Annotated in this window: 18 protein-coding genes; 9 read left to right on the top strand and 9 right to left on the bottom strand. The window is 60.4% G+C overall.

Translation table 11 applies throughout. The features are described from left to right. Positions 1–42: 42 nt before the first annotated feature. Complete coding sequence (locus tag FHT02_RS15255) at positions 43–1,083, top strand: DUF2332 domain-containing protein (RefSeq protein WP_184089453.1); 1,041 nt, start codon at positions 43–45, stop codon at positions 1,081–1,083. Positions 1,084–1,675: 592 nt separating this feature from the next. On the opposite strand, the gene FHT02_RS15250 is transcribed toward FHT02_RS15255, so the two are convergent. The 5 genes from FHT02_RS15250 to FHT02_RS15230 form a co-directional block, all read right to left on the bottom strand. Continuing rightward, positions 1,676–2,644 carry a tyrosine-type recombinase/integrase gene (locus FHT02_RS15250; RefSeq protein WP_184089451.1) on the bottom strand — a complete coding sequence of 323 codons (969 nt, stop codon included), beginning with the start codon at positions 2,642–2,644 and terminating at the stop codon, positions 1,676–1,678. A gap of 2,070 nt (positions 2,645–4,714) precedes the next feature. Continuing rightward, the gene (locus FHT02_RS15245) at positions 4,715–5,818 is read right to left on the bottom strand and encodes a TniB family NTP-binding protein (RefSeq protein ID WP_184089448.1); all 1,104 of its coding nucleotides are present in this window, start codon (positions 5,816–5,818) and stop codon (positions 4,715–4,717) included. Beyond that, positions 5,815–8,007: a DDE-type integrase/transposase/recombinase gene (locus FHT02_RS15240; protein ID WP_184089445.1), complete on the bottom strand. Its 2,193-nt coding sequence runs from the start codon at positions 8,005–8,007 to the stop codon at positions 5,815–5,817. The genes FHT02_RS15245 and FHT02_RS15240 overlap by 4 nt, the downstream gene beginning before the upstream one ends. Further along, positions 8,004–8,555: a TnsA endonuclease N-terminal domain-containing protein gene (locus FHT02_RS15235; protein WP_184089442.1), complete on the bottom strand. Its 552-nt coding sequence runs from the start codon at positions 8,553–8,555 to the stop codon at positions 8,004–8,006. Before FHT02_RS15235 ends, FHT02_RS15240 begins: the two co-directional genes overlap by 4 nt. Positions 8,556–8,925: 370 nt before the next feature. Then, positions 8,926–9,264, bottom strand: a complete 339-nt coding sequence (locus FHT02_RS15230; protein ID WP_184089439.1) for a hypothetical protein — start codon at positions 9,262–9,264, stop codon at positions 8,926–8,928. A gap of 844 nt (positions 9,265–10,108) precedes the next feature. Here FHT02_RS15230 and FHT02_RS15225 point away from each other — a divergent pair. Next, entirely contained in the window at positions 10,109–10,615 is a 507-nt protein-coding gene (locus tag FHT02_RS15225) for a hypothetical protein (RefSeq protein WP_184089436.1), read from the top strand. 43 nt (positions 10,616–10,658) lie between these two features. On the opposite strand, the gene FHT02_RS15220 is transcribed toward FHT02_RS15225, so the two are convergent. Then, positions 10,659–11,795 carry a tyrosine-type recombinase/integrase gene (locus tag FHT02_RS15220; protein ID WP_184089433.1) on the bottom strand — a complete coding sequence of 379 codons (1,137 nt, stop codon included), beginning with the start codon at positions 11,793–11,795 and terminating at the stop codon, positions 10,659–10,661. A 540-nt stretch (positions 11,796–12,335) separates the two neighbouring features. Between FHT02_RS15220 and FHT02_RS15215 the strand changes: the two genes are divergently transcribed. The 4 genes from FHT02_RS15215 (at position 12,336) to FHT02_RS15200 (ending at position 13,767) form a co-directional block, all read left to right on the top strand. Further along, positions 12,336–12,632 carry a hypothetical protein gene (locus FHT02_RS15215; protein ID WP_184089430.1) on the top strand — a complete coding sequence of 99 codons (297 nt, stop codon included), beginning with the start codon at positions 12,336–12,338 and terminating at the stop codon, positions 12,630–12,632. Between the two features lie 107 nt (positions 12,633–12,739). After that, complete coding sequence (locus FHT02_RS15210; protein WP_184089427.1) at positions 12,740–13,066, top strand: hypothetical protein; 327 nt, start codon at positions 12,740–12,742, stop codon at positions 13,064–13,066. Further along, positions 13,066–13,290 (top strand): hypothetical protein, encoded by a 225-nt coding sequence (locus FHT02_RS15205; RefSeq protein ID WP_184089424.1) that lies wholly within the window; start codon positions 13,066–13,068, stop codon positions 13,288–13,290. Before FHT02_RS15210 ends, FHT02_RS15205 begins: the two co-directional genes overlap by 1 nt. 27 nt (positions 13,291–13,317) lie before the next feature. Then, entirely contained in the window at positions 13,318–13,767 is a 450-nt protein-coding gene (locus tag FHT02_RS15200) for an antitoxin Xre/MbcA/ParS toxin-binding domain-containing protein (protein WP_184089421.1), read from the top strand. Positions 13,768–14,198: 431 nt separating this feature from the next. On the opposite strand, the gene FHT02_RS15195 is transcribed toward FHT02_RS15200, so the two are convergent. Further along, positions 14,199–15,158, bottom strand: a complete 960-nt coding sequence (locus FHT02_RS15195) for an IS481 family transposase (RefSeq protein WP_184089581.1) — start codon at positions 15,156–15,158, stop codon at positions 14,199–14,201. 94 nt (positions 15,159–15,252) lie between these two features. After that, positions 15,253–15,624 (bottom strand): hypothetical protein, encoded by a 372-nt coding sequence (locus FHT02_RS15190; protein WP_184089418.1) that lies wholly within the window; start codon positions 15,622–15,624, stop codon positions 15,253–15,255. A 908-nt stretch (positions 15,625–16,532) separates the two neighbouring features. Between FHT02_RS15190 and FHT02_RS15185 the strand changes: the two genes are divergently transcribed. Continuing rightward, positions 16,533–17,087 carry a hypothetical protein gene (locus FHT02_RS15185; RefSeq protein WP_184089415.1) on the top strand — a complete coding sequence of 185 codons (555 nt, stop codon included), beginning with the start codon at positions 16,533–16,535 and terminating at the stop codon, positions 17,085–17,087. A gap of 147 nt (positions 17,088–17,234) precedes the next feature. On the opposite strand, the gene FHT02_RS15180 is transcribed toward FHT02_RS15185, so the two are convergent. Further along, on the bottom strand, positions 17,235–17,858 hold the full coding sequence (locus FHT02_RS15180; protein ID WP_246352431.1) for a response regulator: 624 nt from the start codon (positions 17,856–17,858) through the stop codon (positions 17,235–17,237). Positions 17,859–18,160: 302 nt separating this feature from the next. Here FHT02_RS15180 and FHT02_RS15175 point away from each other — a divergent pair, with 302 nt between their 5' ends. Together FHT02_RS15175 and FHT02_RS15170 are read left to right on the top strand one after the other, a co-directional pair. Further along, on the top strand, positions 18,161–18,970 hold the full coding sequence (locus FHT02_RS15175; protein WP_184089409.1) for an alpha/beta fold hydrolase: 810 nt from the start codon (positions 18,161–18,163) through the stop codon (positions 18,968–18,970). Then, positions 18,967–20,901: a PAS domain S-box protein gene (locus FHT02_RS15170; protein WP_184089406.1), complete on the top strand. Its 1,935-nt coding sequence runs from the start codon at positions 18,967–18,969 to the stop codon at positions 20,899–20,901. The genes FHT02_RS15175 and FHT02_RS15170 overlap by 4 nt, the downstream gene beginning before the upstream one ends. Positions 20,902–21,012: the final 111 nt, after the last annotated feature.

The following is a 21,012-nucleotide window of genomic DNA, read 5'->3' as shown; positions in this document are numbered from 1 at the left end:
TACCTGCACAAAGCCGCGCGCCTGCGTGGCGGGAGATAATGGATGTACATGATGGCGTCTGTCGGAGCTTCTAAGGAGCTACGGCGCCAGTCAGCACTTGCCCGGGACCTGGGTTCCGCGTTTGTTGCTGACGTGCTCGAGGCGGGCGAACGACACCTGCATTCTGGGCCCCGCACGGCAGCGCTGATCAAGAGCTGGCCCGGCGATGCGGCATCGGCCGCGGTAGCGCTTCGTTTCAATGCCGGAGTACATGCGCTTGCGCGCAGCGGGCGCGTGCCAAGGTTGTCGGCGTTGTTTCGGCGCGAGCATACCGACTATGATGGTGCGCTGTCAGATGCGCTGGGAGAAGCGGACGACTTCATCGCTGACTGGATGGCCACGCCAACCCAAACCAACGAGGTTGCGCGCGCAGGCGCCTTGGCAGCGGCATTGATGGTATTGGCGCGGGATACCGGGAAGCCGGTCGAACTCCTCGAGCTGGGGTCCAGCTGTGGACTTAATCTGAACCTGGCACGGTACCGGTATGATTTGGGAGGCGTCACTGCGGGCGATCCTGATTCGGCGGTCACCCTACGCCCCGCCTGGCAAGGCTCTCAGCCGCCGGCTGAGCCCATTCGTATCATGCACGCGCGTGGCGTCGACCTGGATCCGTTGGATCCTTTGAGTGCGGTCACGCGCGAAAGGCTGCTATCGTTCGTGTGGGCCGATCAGCCGGCGCGGATGGCAAGGCTAGAGGCCGCGCTTGAAGTCGCGCGCAACTTCGTCCCAAAGATCGAGCGGGGTGATGCACTCGACTGGCTACCGCGCCAGATGCATGATCCGCAGTCTTACGGAATCTGCAGGGTGGTGATGCACTCGATGGTCGAGCAGTATTTCAAGGATGCTGACCGCGAGCGGTTTGAGCTTTTCCTGGAGCAGGCAGGCAAAGGCGCCACGACCGAGCGTCCGATAGCCCGGATCAGCTTTGAATGGACCCCAGCGCGCGACGAGGTTCAATTGGCCTTAACGCAATGGCCGTCGGGATCGAAAAGGCTGCTCGCAGTGTGCCATCCTTATGGCGAGTGGATACACTGGTGCGGTTAAACGACCCGGTTCGTTCGAGCGTGACTTTCTCCTCGGTCGTCTATTTGATCGTCCGTTTACCTTGAGCACTGCGAGTTCGCGGCCTGGCCAATCCTGCCGTTGCACCGCGAAGCAGGGCCAGCCAGCGACGTGGCCGCTCTCTCATACCTTCCGCGCCTGCTCACTAAGCCGCGTACTATTCTCCACGCGCAGGACCGGGCGTCGTAAGTCCTCGGGTTGCGGCGCTCGGCGTGGGTTCAATCCCAATCCATGTCAAAATGCGCCGTGGTCTGAGGGCTGCGGACGTACTTCAGCTCAGTGTTTTTGCGGCTTTCGTGTGACGCCCATCTAAGTTTGGTCCAAGCGTTGTCTCGCGGCGGCGTTGCATCCCCACATGGGCCAAGCAGAGAAACCATGTAACGCTGGACCGAAATGAGCGTCTACCCAGTTAACATTGGGCCGGAGCCGAAAAACCGATGCAAGTCAAGGGTCGGCTCGTGCTTACGTTTCGGTCGGGGTCGCTCGGGACTCCAGGTGCAGGGGTCAGCTACGCTGCGTCGAATCGAGCTAGCATTCGGCACTCGGCCATTGGCTGATCGGGAATGCGAAGGGGCTAGTCGCTCAGGCAGCTTCGGGCGGCGTCGCGAACGTACTTCGACAAAAATTGCGCCGACTTGTGTCCGCTAACGATTTGCATGTCGCAGATGCTCGCCCCGCTCTGAGCAGCTTCGATGAGGAAGCCGGACCGCAGGGAATGGCCAGCGTAGAAGGCTGGGTTGAGCCCTGCCGCGGCGGCGCAGCGCTTTATGAGTCGAGCAATCGAGCGATCTGACATTGGATCAACGGTCAGTTCTCCAGCGCGTGTGAGCCGGCGAAATAGGGGGCCATCGATATGGCCAGCCGTCGCGATCCAATTTGAGACGATCGAAACGGGTCGAATGTGACTTCCTTCGCGGATCAGAATCTCGGTGCCTTCGCCAGCTTGCTGCCCTTTCTCTGGGCCAAACCGGAGTGTTAGGATCTCACCCGACAAGACAACATCCGCGATTGCAATGGAGACCAACTTAGAGCGCGGTAGCGCTGAGGCCATACCTAGAACCAGCGCGGCACGGTCGCGCAGCGATCGGAGATCGTTGCCCTCGATGGTCCCTAACATGCTCCAAAGCGTTTGAGCATCGACGGGTTGCTTAGATGCTTGGTCTGCACCGAGCGCTTTTCGAAGTCCCGCGACGACATCAAACATGGTGCGGGCGCCCGGTTGCTCCTGCGGCGGATGCAACCCAGCTCGGCGATGATTATAACCGATTGCGGCTAGACGACGGCCAACTGTGTTGGCTTTGATGCCGCGATCCGCTTCAAATGCCAGAAAGGCGGCGACGATGGCGGGCGTGGTCGGAAGGCTGGCGACTCCGCGTGTCTCGCACCAGCCAAGGAAAATCCTCCAGTCAGAGGCATATGCGCGCCGGGTCGCGGGCGCGCGCTGAGCTCGCGCATTTGAGGCTGCGCATTCAATCTCGGCGCGTAGAACCTCGTGTAGGCCAGCATCATCGCAAGGATCGAGTGATTGATAAGTCGGTGTCATCGCTCAACTTCAATCGCGGATGGCCGACGATTGCCCCGCACCCAGATAAGGCGCACGCGCAAGTGAACGAGATCGATCGATTTGAAGCGGTCGCGCGTGTCAGGCGAGGGCCTCAACTTGACGCCAATCAGAGGGCGGAATTGGTGCAAGAGTCGCATGGCGACACGAGGAATGGGACAAGCTTCTCGCGAGCTGCGACTCGAGACACCAGTCGGTGTTCGTCGGCAACAAGTCCCACAGTTGCCAAGATCCGGGACAACTCCCGACGCGAAGTCTGACCGAGCTTTGCTTGTAGTTCAAGCGTGCTCACCCATGCCGCAGCGATTTCGTTGATCTCTGAACGTCGGTAGGTTTGGCCTGAAAATGACCCTGACTTGGTGAGCCTTCCCGCCGCAGCCAGCGAGCGCAGGCTGTGTCCGGTAGTCGACAAACGTTCTCTTGCGTCAGGTTCGTTCATCCACTCGGAGCGGGGGACTGGGCAAGCACGGGATAAGCGTAGTGTTTGAAGCAATCGTGCATCCGGCCGGCTAATCAGGCATGATCTGAAGTTAAGCTTCCCTTTATCAGTATGATGAAGGTTGAGGCGGCCCGCGAGCATTGCACCGATGATGCTAGGCCACGGCTTTTCGCCAGCGGGGCAGCCATGGAGCGCAATTGATAATGGGACAGAACCCACAGGTGCGGGATCCCGTCTGACCCTTTGCGTAATGCGTTCCCAAAGAGCGTCAGCAATAACACGATCTAAATGAGGCTCCGGCCATAGCGCTTCGACAATCGGATCCAGCGCTTTGGACAGAATGTTTTCCCCGATCAAGAGTTCGATAGCGTCGATCCCGAGCCCTGAATCGGCTGCGAATGCGCGGACCGAAAGCCGTGACTTCGCGCGAGTGCGGATATCTGCGGCGTCGGCAGGCGAAAATAGTGCAATGTCCCGAGCTCCTTCAGAAAAGAGCACTCGGGGCAAGTGCGTGGACCGCCGCATTACCGCCATTCCAGAGCTTGTGAGTCCAGCCGACTTAACAAACTGCGTGGCGGTGAGCATTGTTAAATGCTGCCCGACTACACTCGAGAAGGAGTTAGTAGAAATTCGTTCGAACCTAGCTCCGATCAGGATCGAAGAGCGTCCGAAGGTTGTTTGCTGCCGTATGATAGTCTGTACGGTCTTAACGATCAGCTTTAGCGAGGTGTCATGACCCACTCCGAGCGCGCACCCGCGGAGCAGTTCGTCGAGGCACTCTGGCCAAGCCATCAGACGATCGGTCCCGCGGGCTAGCACTTCGCATCTGGTCGCGGGGGCAAATAAAGCGGGTGACATAATGGCTTTAGGGCCTTGGATATGGTCAAGGCATCCCAGAAGCCAGGCAAGCTCGAAGAGGTCTCCCCTATTCTCCGCTTGAAGCGACTTCGGCAGCGATTCGAGTGCCGAACGGTTGACGCGGGCCGCTGGGTCTACCAGTGCCGCCGCTAGGTTGAAGCTTGCTCGGATGGTCTCACGAATAACCGCTGCTGTGAGAGAGGCGGCTGTGGCTTCGCATTCAGGATCAGCGCAACTGCCGACCGACCGATGCCCGCTCCAGCCAAATGGCTTGCCGCAATCTGGCCGTTGGCATGCCTCGACTAGAAGTTCGCCTGTGGCTGCGCATGCCCCTAAAGTAAAGACATGCCAGATCTCACGATGGTAGCAATCCTCTTCTATGGCGGTTGGTGCGACCCTTCTAACCGAATAGTCCAGATGAACTCTGCGTAGTTTGGCGCCATGGAAGTTGATCGATAGGTGATGGCCTCCAGCGCTGTCCTTCACGCTGGTATGCCGTCGATCCTCGACCCAACTTGCATCAACATTGAGAAGAGTCGCCAACGATGCCAGATTGCGCGAACTCCGAGCCAGATAACCTAGTCCCTTGGGCAGTCGGGCGCCTGCGTCCGCCAACAAAACTGGTGAAGGAAGCGCATTATGATTGCACGTGCGGTCGGTGAAGCCAGCTAGACTCTCGCGGTCCCGCGGGATGATAGGCCAAGTGACGTGTGGTAGAATATCTGCGCCACCGCCAAAAACATTGGCGAGGGTGCTCATGCGATCGTTATCCCGTGTGCAGCCCGAAGGTCGGCATGCAGGAAGGGATTGCTCACGCAAAGCCTGATTTTGATCGCCCAACGTTCGACGGCGAGACTAAGATCGTAGGCCTCTATAAAATGGCCTCCGCGGCTGATGGCAATGAGCAGCGCCGCTCGCACGATCCGATAAGCCTGGCCGATGATGCCGCCGCACGCGAGATGGAGACATGTAACGATGTAGGGGGCGTTAAGTGAGCTACGCTGCTTCGTAAGCTCTAGCGCGACCATTTGTTCATCGAGACGTCTGAGGAACTCCGTTAAAAGCTCCACGTCCCTTTTATCCGCTGTGTTGAGGGGGGCGAGCTCGACTGGGTCGGCGAAGCGCCCCGCGAGTTGAAGGTTCTCTTCGATCATCTCCTTCGCTTCCCTAACTCCGACAAAGACAACCGGGGCAATGCAGTCGTCCAGAAAGGTCTTGAGCTGATCCGTAACCTCAAGATTATCGGTGGATTTGTTGCGGAGGTGTTGAGCCTCGTCGATGATAATCACCTCAACCCCTGCGCGCTCGATGCAGTTCCGAACCTGGGCTATCATCTCGTCCTCGTCGCGCTGACGTAAATAGCGCTCGCCGAACTTGGCTAGAATAGCTCTCAACAGCTTCAAGACGGTGATTTTCTTCCGCAGACGAATATACAGAACAGGCATGCGCCCATCGCTATACGCTCCCTCGCGGATGAGGTGAGCGACGTATTCCACGATACCCGTCGTTTTCCCCGAACCCGTGGGGCCTGTCACGAGCAGCCCGCGCATGGGCGTCCCGGTGCCCTTAACCTTCCTGCCGTGCATGCGGATCCGATCGATGGCGATCTGCATCTGCTTGTGGCGAGGGTAGTTTAGGTAGATCGCGTCGTACTTTGCTTCGATATCGGTTATGACACCATTCATCGCTAGGCTGCTCTTCTCCTCAACATTGCCGGTGGTGAGGTCAGGCATGATGAGCGCGAGCTTGTCGTCGTCCTTGCCTCCGGCGTCCGTCTGATGTGCGCTCACATGGGCGCATACCGCCGAGAGTGCTAATTTTGCGGTCCCTTTTGACGAATTCCAGGTCTTTTTGCTCATAGCCCGCTCCAATCCCGATCTGCCGCGCATTCCGATGACGTCGCGTCGGAAAAGCTAACAGCCCCGCCGGTGGTCGGCAGCAGCGGTGCGGCTACAGGTGAGTCGGCTTTTCGCCGCCCTCTGGCGTTGCGGTTCCGCGGGCCTCTAGGCTTCCTGCCACCGTCGCTGCGCGTCGCGACGGCCGTCTCGTGCCCTGTGACGGGCGCCATGCCACTGTAGCTGCTGGGCACATGCGACACGACGATGTTGCCGCTTGTCTCGGCGCCTGCGCCCCTGTCAATAAGGGCTGCGAATGCATTGCGCTGCCTTTGCGCAACGTGGGGCGCCGCATCGCGGATCGCTTCATTCAGCGTAGCTCGGGCGATTTTCCGGTCGTGGGGAGTGTTGAACGCGAGATTCTGAACTTCGACCCACTTTAGGAGCGCATCGAGATGCTTCTTGCTCAACCCACGTAAGAAGTCCTCCTTGCACTCAAGGGTGACGTAGTCGCCGAGACTAGGATCGTAGACGTGGACCTGGCTCAGATCGGCCGGATTGTACTTGACCTTGAACCGAAGTCCGACGGAGCGTTTTTTGCCTCGGCGACGCCTACCTGAGGCATCATCGGCTGCGTTGCGCGAAATGATCGCTTCAAGATTATGCGGTTGATTATACCAGACGCAATTGAACATCTTAATGCCGGCAGTAGTGAGGGTCTTTTCCTCGACCATGCCCATGATCTGGTCGATCTGCCGGTCATCCACAAAGACCGGGATAGTCTCCCATTTTTTCAGCTCCTTCTCCCACAGGCGTGCGGGCTGTGCATTCAGACCGTTGTGGAGGTTGATATGGTAGAAAGCCAGCGCCTCTGCCAGCAACTCGCGCAGGTCGGAGGCGGCAACGACCGTGTCCTTCGAGGCATCGTATCCGAGATCTTTCATTACCCTAGGATCGAAGACGGTGGCCGGCAGCTTGCTCGAGAGATAGGAGATCAGAGTTCCCCACCAGCGCTCCAGCAACGCCTTGTCCTTGGGGTACCCGGCCCGCGACCAATCGATGTGGGTTCCGAGGTCCTGGAGGGAGTCCTGTCCCGAGGTGCCGGTAAACTCCCAGGCGTTGTCGGGCAGAATAGTATCAAATCGTCCGTAGATCGATGCCAGGAGTTCATACTTTTCGGCTCCCACGCGCGTTCGCCTCATCTTTGGGCGGTTCGCGTGTTTGATCGCGTCAAGCATGTTGAAAAGGGACGGCGGGGTGAAGTGTAGCACCGCCGAGACGCACCCCGTGAAAACGTCAAAGACGGCGGTGATTGTTGGGCGCCCCGCAGGGAGGAGCTCGTCTCCAATCTCCTCAAGGCCGACCCACGCGTCAAAGGTATGGTGGTCGATGATGCCGATCTCAAGGAAGCGTGAGGCGCGAACACCAATTCCGCCGGCCTTGTAGAACCCGTCCGCTTTCGCTTTACCGAATTTGGTGGAATACGTGTCGTAATCTTGCACTTGGCAGATCCGAACCCGGAGCCATTCGATCTCGCATGCAGTTACGCGGGCGAGGCCATCGAGAGCGCGCTTCTTGTTGTAGTCGTCCACCCACGCGACATGCTCGGCATGTGCGTCCTCGAGCGAGATCTCGCGAGCTGTCCAATACCAAAGGGCGGCATCGGTGCGGAGCTTCAGAACCTCAGAGTCGAGGCGCTTGACGCGGGGTCCCGCGCCCGGCTTAGGTGCGCTATTCGCAAGTGTGCGATGGCCGACCGCTCCCCGACTCTTCATCCATTTCCGCACAGTCGATCCCGGCGGCGCATCCCCATATTTAGCCGCCACTTCTGGGGTGAAAACCTTGGCGAGGTGTCGGTTTATGGCCTTGTTCGATTGAGGGCAGGCTAAACGGTCAAGAGTGACAAGAATGAACTGCACACGCCGGGCCTCGTCGAGGCGCCACCCTTCCAAACCGGTCGGGTCCTGTTCCTTCGTCGGCCGGTCGTGAATTGTACTGACCTTATCGCTAGCGATGCGGAGGCGACCGGCGCCCCATTCGGTCAGAAACCACATTGTGGTCGGATGCTCGCCGCTATCTAGCATGAAGGGACGGTCCGACCTGACACGCGTTATCGAGAGCGTGCCGTCATCCCATTGCCGTTCAAGTCGAAGGAGCAAGCCCTCGTGGTCGAGGATGTCTGACTTGTCGAAGCGAGGAAGTGCCAGTCTCACATCGCGTGCTCAAAACTGGGCGAGACGCAGCGGGTGAACAAAGTAGCAATCGTTTTATGATCGATGCGCTTGTCGAGCGGTAGTTCTAGCAATCCCCGGCACATGAGCCCGCGCACCAGATCACCGGCGCCCAGCCTGCAGCCGAGCAAAGTCCTGATCTGCCCAACGGCAAGCCGGCCACCGTTCTCCCGGAGGGCGCGCGAGACTACGAGGATCTGGACCGAGTCGATGCTAATGAATCGCTGCATCTGGATTTGGGCGATGTTATCCCGCACACGGCGTGTCGGGGCCAAAGTCCGTTCGGACCAGATCTCAAAGCGCCATTCAAGATCAGCGCAGATGTCTCGGACAATGTCGAGCTTAGCGCGATATTGCGGTTCCGGCTGCTTAGAACGGCCCTTATCGACCTCAATGACCGTGATCGAGCCATCGTGCATCAACGCAAGAACGTCGGGCACATAGGATTGCAGCCTACCATCGATGAGGAGATCGAAGCGGATGTGCTGGGATCGGAAGTCGACGATCGCCGGGTTGATCTCGCATTTCATCAGAGCGAGTTTCTCGCCTCCCACATGCCCGTGACCCCTACTTTCGTGGTGGAGCATTCGACCTGCCTTCCGCGAGTTGTAGCGGCCAACCGGAAGGAAAGAGCGAGGCGCGATCTGCCGGACCGGCTCACCCGTAGCGGTCCAAACGATCCTAACCCCGGCCTGCAAATCTGACCAACGAGGTTCCTTGTCGAGACGCTCTTCATCGGGGGCGAGTTCGACCCTCCGGAACAGCTGCAACCGCATTCCGCCAGCCGAGGACACGGCGCCAGACGTTGATACAGTCCGAGGGACGTTATGCAGCATAGGACACTCCGCTTCGTTCGCGCGAGCGTGCCACGTATAATACGCTTATGCAATAGACGTACGGTTACACACTCACGGGCAACCACAGGTTGTCGCGGTGATCGGCGCGCCCACTGTTGCGCAACCTCGCAAGGGCATCGGTGACCGATTGTCGATTGTAGTGATCGAGCCGAACGGACAATTCCCGATCGATCTGACCCAGGGTTAGGCCAGTCGGATGCTCATTCAGGATAGCCAGAATCCCCGCCTGCAATGAGCCGCGCGGTGCTCGGACACGCCTTGCATTGGGCTGCTTGCCTTCGGTGAGTGAAGTAAGTTGGCTCTTCCAGTAGTCCCGTCGCTTCTCGAGAGCCACCTCGAGCTTTCGAAGATCGACTAACTGGCTCTCGATGAGATTCACCATCGCCGTGCAATGCTGGGTGCTCTCGAGCTTGAGGTCAGGGGCTGTGGGGCGCCGTTGCGCTCGCATCTCTCGTCCTAGTTCGGGATAATTGTGGATCCTCAACGACCCTTAGACGCAGGCTCGCAGTCTCCATAGGTTTTCCTTGAAGATCCTGATGCCAAGACTTCCTCATGGACGATTTCCCATGCGCTCGCACCCCTGCGCCTGCCTCTGGATCTTGGATTCGCCCCGAAAGATCGTCGATCCAATCTGGTCGGTCCGAGAATCCGTGGCAAGATCCTGAAGCCGGTTCCCTGATGAAGTTTATTTCGGTGAGCTCGACTTCCGGGCCTGCTTCGGGATCGTGGTAGAGGGTCAAACATCCTCGATTCCGGAGGGGTCTGTGGCTGCAGCCTACCACCCGGACGCCGGAGGATTGCCACAGGATGGGCGTCGCTGTGCAGCCGCGAAATCCTGTCGCTCACTTTCGTCACTCCGCGGCAATCTCATTCGCTCACTCCTACAGAGCTCGCCGTTTCAGGCACTAGTTTGTGGCCCGATCACGTAAGGCCAGCGAGGGAGATTTGCCGCCGCGGCCCCGATCATGCTAGCACTACGCATGTGAAATAAACGTACGTGAAGGGCACTACGTGAGCGTAGTGTGCTGGCCAGGAGCGAAGCTATGCGGCAGGGAAACAATGCAGAGGCGAGCGCGGTTCCGAGATTGCCCTATGTGAGCTTCTCAGGGTTCCAGAACTTCCTTGCGGAGTGTTCCTGGACTGGCATTCCCGGTAAGATGGACTCCTCGGCGTTCCCAAACATAACCCCTTCCCTACGAAGCCAACTGTTGCCGAGTCTGCGCGCTATGGGGCTGTTGACAAAGGATCTGCAGGCGACGCCAGCGCTCATCGACTTGGTTGCGGCGTGGGGCAGGCAGAAATACCGCGCAGCTCTGGATGCAGTGTTGCGCAACACCTACGCATTTCTGAAGGATGTCGACCTTTCGAGCATTACCCCGGCGCAGTTAACAACTCGTTTCGAGTGCGTCGGCTATGCCGCGTCGGTTCAGACGCGTGCTGTCTCATTCTTCTTGAACGCCGGGGCTGCCGCAGGCTGGCCGATCGGGCCCCGCCTTATGTTTGGGCGCACGCTCTCGCGTAAGGGTCGATCGGCGATCGTCGAACCTTTGCTTCCCCGACGTCTTGGCACGTCGAGATTCGACGAGTCCCGGCGTCTCACGCTCACCGAGCGCATAATCGACAAGTTTCCTGATTTTGATCCGGCATGGAGTGCCCGCGAGCGAGCAACCTGGTATCGACACCTAAACGAGGCACTAAAAGTTGTGAACGCATCAGCAAACGCGCGGCGCTGAATGGGTGCGCCACACGTCGCGCGAACAATGCAGATGTAATGACTCAGCGGACCCGGCGCATAAGCGCCGCAGCCTTTGAGGTAGCGGGCGCGAGATGCCGGGCATAGGCAAGCGGCTGGCGGGGGCTAGTCCAGCGCAGAGCCTGCATTACCGCGCCGATATCCACGCCGGCCGCGAAAAGGTCTTGGTCGCAGCCTACGCGTACCGAATGTGCGGATGTCTGCGCTACGATCGTGGCTGCTTCTTCGCCGGTCATAGTGCCGCGTTCGACGAGATCGCCGAGGTACTGGCGCAAGCGGCTTTTCAAGATCCTCGAAACGGTTCCTTCGCCGAGGTGCCCACGAGCGCCCACTCGGTAGGACAAAGGGCGAAAAACGTGCCCTTCGGCGATCTTCGCAACCTTGATCCACGCATTAAGGTGTCGAACCGAGCGCGCTGACAGCCACGCCCACCCGCCTTCGCTCTCCTGATCGGTCTTGGAGCGTGGGATGAACAGTGACGCCTCGCCGTCGGTCGCGGGTTTGATGTGCGAAAGATCGATCGGCACGAGCTCGGAGGCACGCAGGCCGGCGTCATAGCCGACGGCGATCAGCGCGCGGTCGCGCAAACCGGCGAGGTCTCCCGGGATGTGCTCGAGCAGCTGGAGCAACGACAGCGGCTGCGGCTTTCCGCGGAGGACGTCCGACACATCGCCCTTGAGGCGAAGCCCGAGCGCTTGCCGCACGGGCCGAGTGTCCGACCTACGAATTTCCTGCTGCTTCCAGCGGACGATATCATCGACCGGGGAGGGGAGCTGTAGCAGACTATGCAGCCGAACCATCGAGGCTACTAATCGATCGATGGAGGACTTGGCCGCGCCAGCATCGGCGCGCTCAGCGATCAACAGGTGGAGCGCCCGTGGCGCGATGGGCAGAGCGGGCCGGGCATAACGTCGTTGAAACGCGTCGACGACGCGCAGATCGGAAAGCAGGGCGCGCAGCGTGTTGGGCGAGGCCGCGCCGGCGAAGGTGACGATCCGCTCATGCACCTCCGAGGGCCGAACCTCGGGCCCGAACGCGGCGCGCAGCAGTTCGCCGCGGAACTGGTTCCGCCGCTGTATCTCGGGCCTCGGCGGCGCGGCCGCTACGACGGCTTGGGCCACGAGAATATCGGCGAGCTCGCGATCTTGAGATTCGGCCATGGTGAGCTCCGTACGGTTGAGATCAATCATAGCCTGATAATGTTTCAGTGTCACGATAAGGGCCTTTATCGGGCATTCGCGGGAGGGCTCGCCAAGAGCGATTTTCGACTCCTTTGACAAGTGCTCGCCCAAAGGGAACGAAACTCTACGACTTCGTGCAGTTTCGTGGGGTCAGAAGCCCGGTTTCGACCATAACCATCCTGCATAATCACGCTATCACAACGAGTTATGAGGTGCGTCCTTCATGGGACGGCGATGGCACGGAATGGTTAATTTTGGGCTGGATTCCGGCCAAATGAGGGTGGTTCTGGAAGCCCCCTTGCGCTCCGGATATCGTTCTGCGACGGTTCCCTTGCCGCCGGTAAATCCCGGCGGCGGGGCTTCGTAACCCCTGAGCATTCGGCCGGTCGCACATCGTGTGGCCGGGTGGCCGTCGCGCATGTCCAAGGCTTCGCCTAAAGGCGGCGGCGCCTTGGCGAATGCTCAGGTTACGAACACCCGGCTTCTGCCGGTCCGCCCCATGCATAGAGGAGGACCGGTATGCGGATACGCTTTCCTAATCGCGTCGAGGCCCCGAACGCACCGTTCGGGTTCGCGCACTTGTTGAACACCTTCCACGGTCTTGGCGTTACGTCTCTGAGCGACCTGTGGATCAACGCCCACGTATGGGTTGGAGACCAGCGGCTCCAGGTCAAGGATGACAAGCTTCTAACCCAGCTCGACATCTGGGAGCCCACTCCAGGATCCTGGGTGGCTACGCCGCTTGGTGAGTTTCACCTCCGCCCCGCGGCGAAGCCGTACAACCCATTCGCGGACCTCTTCGATCATGACGATTGACGCCGACCATGGATTGCGCAGGGCATCCACAGCCACGAACCTCAGGTCCTCAAAGCCGCACCGGGGCTTGATCGCACCTCCATCGACGTCGCGCTCGGGAGGTTGCCATGATCGCCGTACAAGTTGAGCTTTGGCCCCTGGGCTACAGCGAGGACCGCAAGATCATAGCGGCCATGGTGATTGAGAACTGCGGTCTTGACGACAGCGGGATTAGTTACCGCTACGCTGCCGAACTGCACCACACTGGCGATCCAGCGCTGCAGATTTCTGCTGGCGAGCAGAGTACCGAGATCGTCGGGCACGATCGTCGCGACACGGTCTGGAAGCTGATCAATCGCGTGTTGTCCGCAGCGATCGCTAAGGACGGAGATCGGTCCGCGACAGACGGCCTGAGCGGCGATCCTGCCGACGACTCGGGCGATGGCGGGCGCTGATGGTTGTGCTCCGCTACGATGCCGTGCTCAAGGGATGGTGGATTGTCACCTTTCTCGACGAGGTCGCGGTCGTCGGCCAGATCTATGGCGACACGAAACGACGGTTTCCTGACGGCCGCCTGATCATGACCTCGAAGGTCCTCACGTCGCTTCTCAAGGTAGCCAGCGGGAACGTGATTCAGACTTGCAACAGCCGCTACCTTCTGGTCGGGACAACCAACTAGATGTGCTGCGCGAAACTGGATAGCGAGTTGCGCGCAAGGCTCCTCGTCGGCGCCCAACTCGTAGGCTGGACGGGCTGGCACGTCCGCGGCAACCGCCGACCAGTAATGTCGATTGAGGCGCGCCGCGCGGTAACGACGCCGGCGGTGCGCGTCTTTCGCGGCATCTCCAAGGCGTGGCGATTGGACGTTCGCGAAGAAGTGCGGCTGTTGGGCCTGCCGCGGCCCGTGTGGAGCGAGATCGCGCGCGGATCTCCACAGGCTCTGACGACCGAGGCGCTCAGGCGTATCGCGTTCCTTGCCGGAGTGTTCGAGGCGATCAACACTCTGTTTCCGCCAGAGCGGGCAGACGCGTGGATGCGTGCGCCCAATGCCGCACCGATGTTCGGCGGCCGGAGCGCGCTCGACCTGATGGTGGAAACGGGGCCTCCTGGCGTGAGGGCCGTCCGGTTGTATCTTCAGGGGGAACTCTATGGGTAGCTTGCCGGCCTCTCTAGCAGCCGCCAAAAGCTGAAAGGAGCAAGGTACAATGCGGTGGATTGATCCCCCGTCGGGGTCCTCATACGGCTTTCCCAAGCCGTTCGATCCCACGCCCGGTAGGCGATCAAAGACTGGTTGGTGGCGAATGGATTCCGCGCGGCGAGATCGACAAGTGGCGGGGTAAAGGCGTGCCATGCCGCGTTTGGGGCGAGGCTGAAGGACCCCGTCGGCCTGCTTGAGGCAAAAATCGTCAGCGAGGTGCGCGCGGTCGCGGGTGGTCGGTTGGAAGCGGAAAGCTGGTATCGATCAGCTCCGTTACGCGCGCTCGGCGGACGCACCGCGCAGCAATGGGTAGAGAGCGGGAGAGGGCACGCCGTCATCGAGTTCATTCGGCGTTTTCGCTTGGCGAGTTCGCATAACCCTAACCGTGCCTAGGTGTTTAGTCCCGGCATCTGGTGGATCGGGTTGACGATGAACCGGTCTGGCTCTGACGTCCAGATCTTGGCGATGTATTCGTAGGGTGTGAGGCCGCTCAGTGCCTTGAGCCGGCGGGCGAAGTTATAGGCGGCGATGAAGTCGGCGAGGTGGGTCCGGAGCTGGTCGTGGCTCTCGTAGTGGAAGCGCTTGACGGTCGCTTCCTTGATGGTGCGGTTCATCCGCTCGACCTGCCCGTTGGTCCACGGATGGTTCGGTTTGGTGAGTCGGTGCTCGATGTCGTTCGCCTCGCAAATCATGTCGAAGCGCATCTGGCGCGACCAGGCAGTGTTGCGGTTGCGAGGCTGCTCGGCGAATTGGATGCCGTTGTCAGTCAGGATCGTGTGGATCCGGTAAGGCACGGCTTTCAGCAGGTGTTCGAGGAACTCCCACGCTGTGCGCCTGTCAGCCTTGTCGACCAGTTGAGTGACCGCGAACTTGCTCGTGCGGTCGATGCCGAAGAACAGGTAGAGCTTGCCTTCGGCGGTCTGCACCTCGGCAGTATCCATGTGGAAGAAGCCGATCGGGTAGCGCTTGAAGCGCTGTCGCTTCGGCTTGTCGCCCTCAACATCCGGCAGCCTGGAGATGCCGTGTCGCTGGAGGCATCGGTGCAGCGCTGACCGCGTCAGGTGCGGGATCGATGGTTGCAGAGCGTAGAGGCAGTCGTCGAGCGGCAGTAGCGTGTGGCGCCGGAATGCGACGACAATTGCCTCCTCGGCTTCGGTCAGGGTGGTTGAATGAGGGGCCTTCGGCCCGGTCTTCAGATCCTCGACCGTCGCCCTCTTGCGCCACTTGGCCACAGTCTTCGGGTTGATCCCCAGCTCCCGGCTCACCGTCGAGAGCGAAGCTTGCGATCGCTGTATTGCTGCTCGGACGGCGTACGTGGTCGTGGCGCTCCCGTGACGAACTTGTCCCATGCGGCCTTCCTTCCATTCCAACGAAAGGATCGCACCATCAAACCGTGGGATCAAACACCTAGGCTTCCTCATCATCATCGAGCCTGGGGTGGACTCAGTGCAGACGCCCGCGGGCGACGCTTGCGGTGAGCAGATCGTACTGGGCTCGACTGAAGTCAGCCGCGAGGAAGGTTTCGATCTCTTCCTCGTCCAGCGGACCTGCTGCGTGCCAGACCAGCACCGAGGTGCGGCGGAGCGCTTCAAGTCTATGGTCAGCAAGGCGGGGGTTCTGCCTCGATCCGAGCAAGACCCCCATTGCCTGCGCAATGCGCCCGGGTTCGTGCAGCGAGCTCAAGCTGTCGCGCTGGGCAAGGGCGATCACTGACCACTCCAGAGCGGAGAAGCTGGCCCGCGCTGCTGTCTCCGTCGGGAAGGCCTCTGCGGGTGCTGTATTGTCTCGGAAGCTCTGTGCGTGCGCGTGGAACATCATGGTTCTCCCAATTGGATTCATCATCCGGACCGATGGGCTTCTTCTGATCGTGGACGGTCCTATCCGCCATCAGCCTCGGGTCGGAAACACTCCTACTCACGTATGCTTGCATCACCCTCGTCGATGTTGAACTTCCTAGAACCTCAACGTCGGCCCGATGCGAACTGCGATATCCCGCAACGGTCGGCTATGCCGCCTAAGATCGACTGGAGTGGCCGTGAGACTGACTGGTGCTGCTCAGCGAGCAGGATTGAGTGAAGCGAGCCGCATTGGCGGAGTGATCACGGCATCGGCGATGCTCTGGGTGCTCGCCCAACCCGCATTGGATTACGGAAACCCGGGCGCGCTTCTCACGCTCGGAATCCTCCTGATCTTCGTCGTTCTCTGCGGGTATGAGATCTTCGTCCTTAGGTCGCGTAGGAGACTATATAGAGCGGTGTTCCTGGCGAGCCTCACTGCCTCAGCGGCAGTGGCGGTCATGTGCATGGTGCAGATCGACAATTCGCAAGCCCTCGTCGAGCGAGCATGCTCGAACATTCAGCGCCGCTTGCTTGCGCGCGCGGACGAAGCGGATGCCGAAACTTTCCAGGCTCTGAAGTGCAGGCCGAGAGTTCCCATTACGGCATTCGCTTTCGCTTCATGTGACGGCGCACCGCTGCATCACTACGCGCAGAGGCACTCGGCCATGCGACGATGCTTCCCGCGGAATGTGCGGCACCCATCCTGGCGTTCGGCATCGGCGCCGCACGTGGGCCCTGTCCGAGTTCTACGGCAGGCCGACGCGAACTGTCAGCCGCGTTAACACGTAATTGGGGCAGCAGGCGGCCGGTAGCTACGTCGCGAGCGCGAACTTTCTATACGCACGTATTAGATTGCCGCGGGCGCGATGGCGCTATCGGGCTTCGGTGGCCGGCTTCCGAATTGCGCATATTCGCTCCGGCAGCCTGCCCGTCCTCAGCATTGGGATCGCAATCATGAAGTTCCACATTGTCGCCATCGCTGCGTTGGGTTTTCTCGGACAGACGGCGGCCATCGCCGCAGCCGGATCCGCGCAGACTTTGCAGGTGCGTCCGGGCACGGTAGTCGACAAGCCATTCGGCAGCCGAAGTGCGCAGGGCGCTGCCGACGTGGTGCAGACCTATTTCGCGCTTATCGGCGAGCGCAAGTATTCCGCCGCATATGCGCTTTGGTCCACCACGCCGAAGGACGGAAGGACCTCACGTTCGACGTTCGTGCGTTCCTTCTCCCGCTATACATCCTATCGGGCGAACGTGGGCGCCCCGAGCCGGATCGAGGCTGCAGCTGGTTCGGCCTATGTTACGGTTCCCGTGAGGGTCGACACCGTCAGCAGGATGGGTGAGCTGCGGCGGCAGAACCTCAAGGTGGTGTTGCGGCGCGCGAACGCACCGGGCGCAGCCAGCGCCTCGCGCATGTGGCGGATCTACGACATCAACTCGTAAGCCGCTCGTATTTGGGCAGCGCCAGACTCGATCCGCCGCTGCCCACGAGCATGCCCCTACAGGAGCGGATCGCGGCTTCCCGCCGAGTCGGCCGGGCGTGGCTGAGGACTGGGCCGGCTTCTTCGTGAGCGAAAGGTCGGCGGATGTTCAGAATTCGGTGGGCCCTGAGAGGTCGATGATTCCCCGCCGCGCGGCGATCGTCACTGCATGGGTTCGATCTGACACTTCCAGCTTCGCGAATATGCTCTTGAGGTGGGCCTTGATGGTCTCTTCTACCACCCCGAGGTGACGGGCGACCTCCTTGTTGGCCTTGCCGTCAGCGACGAGTCGAAGCACCTCGAGCTCTCGGGGGCTGAGATGCGCCTTTTCGGCGTCAATCATGATCTCGTCGACGATCTCGGGCGGAATATGCTTGTTTCCGGCATGAACCTTTCTGATCACGTCGATCAGCTCGATGCGCATGCTGTTCTTCAGAAGGTAGCCGGATGCTCCTGCCCTTATGGCCCTCAGCGCCTGAACCTCGCCGGAGTAGGTGGTCAGGACGATCAGCCGAGCTGAAGGAAATTCTGCTCGAATTGCCGTGATGACCTTAATCCCGTCCATGTCTGGCATGCGCAGATCGAGCAAGGTGATGTCGGGCAGAAGTCGGCGGAAGCTGGCGAGCGCCTCGTGCCCATCGGCCGCTTCGCCGACCACTTCGATGTCTGGTTCAGCACTTGCGACCGCGATGATGCCCTCCCGTAGCAGAGGGTGGTCATCCGCGATCAGCAAGCGGATGGGTCTATCTGGTGAGCGTGAGGTCATGAAGGCATCGGCACGTTAGCAGTAGGCGAGACGGATGGCTAGTTGAGCAGCGACCTGGCGATGGCTAACGCTGCAGCTTCCTAAAGCGGCCGGTCACCTTCGCGAACCCAGATGACCCTGCGGTCCCCTCGCGCGAGGAGCACGCAAAGGTCCGCATCGTTGGGGCATGCTCATCCTGTGCACGTTTGCGTCGCAGGATTGCTGGCTCAAAGGATATCCTAACCGCCCCTATAGAAGCGTGCGGAACCGCGTGTGAAGGAGCCGAGCGGGTGATCGATTGCGATGATGCGGCCACGAAGGGTGTCTGGGCACAGGAGGGAAGAGGCGCGATCTCCTGGCGTCGACAGGTCGGCGATGAACCGCCCCTGGTCTTTGTGCACGGCTGGTGCTGCAGAGGCAGCTTCTGGGACGATGTTTGCCATATGCTGGCGGGGCGCGATCGTGTTGTGCTCGACTTACCGGGGCACGGCGGCACACCCATAATTCGTGACTTGCCGTTCAGCATTGAGAGCCTCGGCCAAGACGTGGCGTCGCTGGCTCATCACCTGAAGCTAGATAGGCCGGTACTGATCGGCCACTCGCTTGGCGGGCCCGTCGCCATCGAAGCTGCTCGAGTGCTGGGAGGCGATTGCAGAGGAGTGATCGGCGTGGACACCTTCACGGATCGGCGGGTTTATCACGTGCGACCTTCGGCCGAAATCGCCGAGCGGCTTGAGCTCCTGGCCACCGATTGGTCGGATCAGCTGCGATCGCTCACCCGCATGATAGTCCTGCGTGATCCGTCGGGCGTAGACTTGCCGAGTCAGATTGGAGACCGGATGGCGGCTGTGGGACCGCAGGTCGGAGTGTCCTATATGGACGCGCTGCTCCGTTGGGACGTCGCAGAGCGCAGCTCGGGCTATCCGGGACCTGTGGCGACCATCAATTCGTCCGCCTTGCTTCCGCTCATCGAGGTTGCACCTTCTGTTCCCGGACTGGAAATCGACTATATGGAAGAGGTGGGACATTTCGCGATGCTTGAGGATCCCACAGCCTTAGCGGTGAAGATAAATGCCATCCTCGACAGGTGGACGAGGTGAGCGGATCTGTGCCTGCGCGACCGCTGCAAGCGGTTCATTTGCTTGCGGCACTTGCCTCGGTCGGGATCTTCCTCGTTGACATCCTGACCGAGATCCACGGTGCGGTCGCGGTGCTGTACATCGTAGTGCTTCTGATTGCTGCGCCTTCGTTGCGGTCCCGTGCCGTCGCTGCGGCAGGCTCGGTGGCTGCGTTGCTGACGCTGACGGCATATCTTTACATGCATGCGCTTCAGCCTTTCTCGTCCAGCACACTTCGACTGCTCGTCAGTCTCGTAGCGATCGGCGCCACCACGGTCTTGCTGATCTCGAACAAGCGAGCCGAGGACCTGCTCCGGCAGCGTGCAGAGCTCCTCGAGCTCAGCCGGGACATGATCTTCGCGACGGATCGGGAACGCTCGATTATTTTCTGGAACAAAGCGTGTGAGGAATCTTACGGTTGGACTAGGTCCGAAGCCATCGGGAGGAAGCCGAACGAGCTGCTTCTGACGGAATTCCCGGACAGTATGGAGGCGAGTCTCGCCGAGCTTCAGAAAAGGGGTTCGTGGGAAGGTCAGCTGATCCAGACCACCCGGGCAGGGCAGCGAATCCCCGTGTTAGCGAGGTGGTCCATAGGAAAGGACTCCGCAGGTCAGGTCGCAAGCATCCTTGAAGTCGGTACGGACGCTCGGCCCGGCTTGGCGGCGCGGGACGCGCTTATCGAGAGCGAGCACAGGTATCGGACGATGTTCGAGCACGCGCCTGTCGCGATCCTCAGCGAGGATTGGTCCGGGGTAAAGCGAGCACTCGCCGACCTTCGCTCCCGAGGCGTGTCCGACATCGATGAATTCGTGTGCCGAAATCCGGAATTTATCCAGGGGATGCGGAAGCTACACAGCTTCAACGACGTCAACCGAACGACGCTAAAGATCTTCGGATTTGAAACCAAGGAGGCGTTCTTCGGGGCTGCGCCGAGACTGATTCCTGCCAACTACCAAAGCAACATCCATATGCTGCGGGCGCTGTTCTACGGCGACTTGGTGGCGCAGGGTCGTAGAGTCCTCAAGCGGAGCACTGGGCCCGACATGACCGTGCTGTGGCAGACGGTGATACCACAGGACGATGAAGGGCTTCGGAGACTGCTCTTTTTCGCCACGGACATCACAAGGCTGGTCGAGGCAGAGAATCGTCTCCTGGACGCGCAGGCCGGCCTGGCGCGCGCCGGGCGAGTGTCATTGGTGGGCGAGCTGGCGGCTTCGATCGCTCATGAGGTCAACCAGCCGCTTGCTGCGATGGCGATGTTCGCGAGCAGTGCACGCAGCTGGTTGAGCAGGCCGGAGCCCGAACTCGGGCGGGCTGCGGCGGACATGGACCGAATGGTGTTTGCGGCTGAGCAGGCGAACGAGATACTCTTTCGCACGCGCGCGTTCCTGAGTGAGGAGACCCATCAGTTCGCTCCAGTCGCGATACAGGACGTGATCAGCGCAGCCTTGCTTCTCGTTCAGCGAGACATGGACTCAGACAACATTGACCTCCAGGTCTCGATCGGCGCTGACCTCCCGTGCGTGACCGGTGACTCCGTGCAACTGCAGCAGACGGTCGTAAACCTACTGCTGAATGCGGTTCAGGCCATGTCGGAGGTGGATGCCACCAAGCGGAGGATCGAGCTCGTTGCGACAGCCGTGCAACCCTGCGGAGTGAGCGTGACAGTGAAGGATGCCGGGCCCGGGATCTCGGCAGAGCTGTCCGCCAAGGTATTCGAGCCTTTCTTCTCCACGAAGCGGAACGGCATGGGAATGGGGCTGGCGATCTGCCGGACGATTGTTGAAGCTCACGGCGGCAGTCTTGAGGTGATCCAGGGCGAAGGAGGCATACTCCGCTTGTGGCTCCCGGGCGGCGGTGACGTTCGAGTCGCCGCAGCCAATCCTTTCTCCGATGCTTCGCAACGTCCTTAGATGGTGTTCGGACGGCGTGGCGGCGGCTGCATGTCGCGCAACGCAATCATACCGATGTATCGCAAGAGGATCGCCGCGCTTCCGTCTATCGGTTTTCGGACACCCCCGAGA

The organism is Sphingomonas xinjiangensis, assembly GCF_014199255.1.
GTDB classification, from domain to species: domain Bacteria; phylum Pseudomonadota; class Alphaproteobacteria; order Sphingomonadales; family Sphingomonadaceae; genus Sphingomonas; species Sphingomonas xinjiangensis.
The sequence above is the reverse complement of the archived record's forward strand: the minus strand, read 5'-3'. Positions and strand labels throughout refer to the sequence as shown.

Coding starts and splice junctions, on each gene's coding strand:
- FHT02_RS15250 (WP_184089451.1), bottom strand. CDS start 2,644: ATGACACCGACTTATCAATCACTCGATCCTTGCGATGATGCTGGCCTA.
- FHT02_RS15195 (WP_184089581.1), bottom strand. CDS start 15,158: ATGGGACAAGTTCGTCACGGGAGCGCCACGACCACGTACGCCGTCCGA.
- FHT02_RS15225 (WP_184089436.1), top strand. CDS start 10,109: ATGGGGCTGTTGACAAAGGATCTGCAGGCGACGCCAGCGCTCATCGAC.
- FHT02_RS15255 (WP_184089453.1), top strand. CDS start 43: ATGTACATGATGGCGTCTGTCGGAGCTTCTAAGGAGCTACGGCGCCAG.
- FHT02_RS15245 (WP_184089448.1), bottom strand. CDS start 5,818: ATGAGCAAAAAGACCTGGAATTCGTCAAAAGGGACCGCAAAATTAGCA.
- FHT02_RS15230 (WP_184089439.1), bottom strand. CDS start 9,264: ATGGTGAATCTCATCGAGAGCCAGTTAGTCGATCTTCGAAAGCTCGAG.
- FHT02_RS15235 (WP_184089442.1), bottom strand. CDS start 8,555: ATGAAATGCGAGATCAACCCGGCGATCGTCGACTTCCGATCCCAGCAC.
- FHT02_RS15210 (WP_184089427.1), top strand. CDS start 12,740: ATGATCGCCGTACAAGTTGAGCTTTGGCCCCTGGGCTACAGCGAGGAC.
- FHT02_RS15205 (WP_184089424.1), top strand. CDS start 13,066: ATGGTTGTGCTCCGCTACGATGCCGTGCTCAAGGGATGGTGGATTGTC.
- FHT02_RS15220 (WP_184089433.1), bottom strand. CDS start 11,795: ATGGCCGAATCTCAAGATCGCGAGCTCGCCGATATTCTCGTGGCCCAA.
- FHT02_RS15215 (WP_184089430.1), top strand. CDS start 12,336: ATGCGGATACGCTTTCCTAATCGCGTCGAGGCCCCGAACGCACCGTTC.
- FHT02_RS15190 (WP_184089418.1), bottom strand. CDS start 15,624: ATGTTCCACGCGCACGCACAGAGCTTCCGAGACAATACAGCACCCGCA.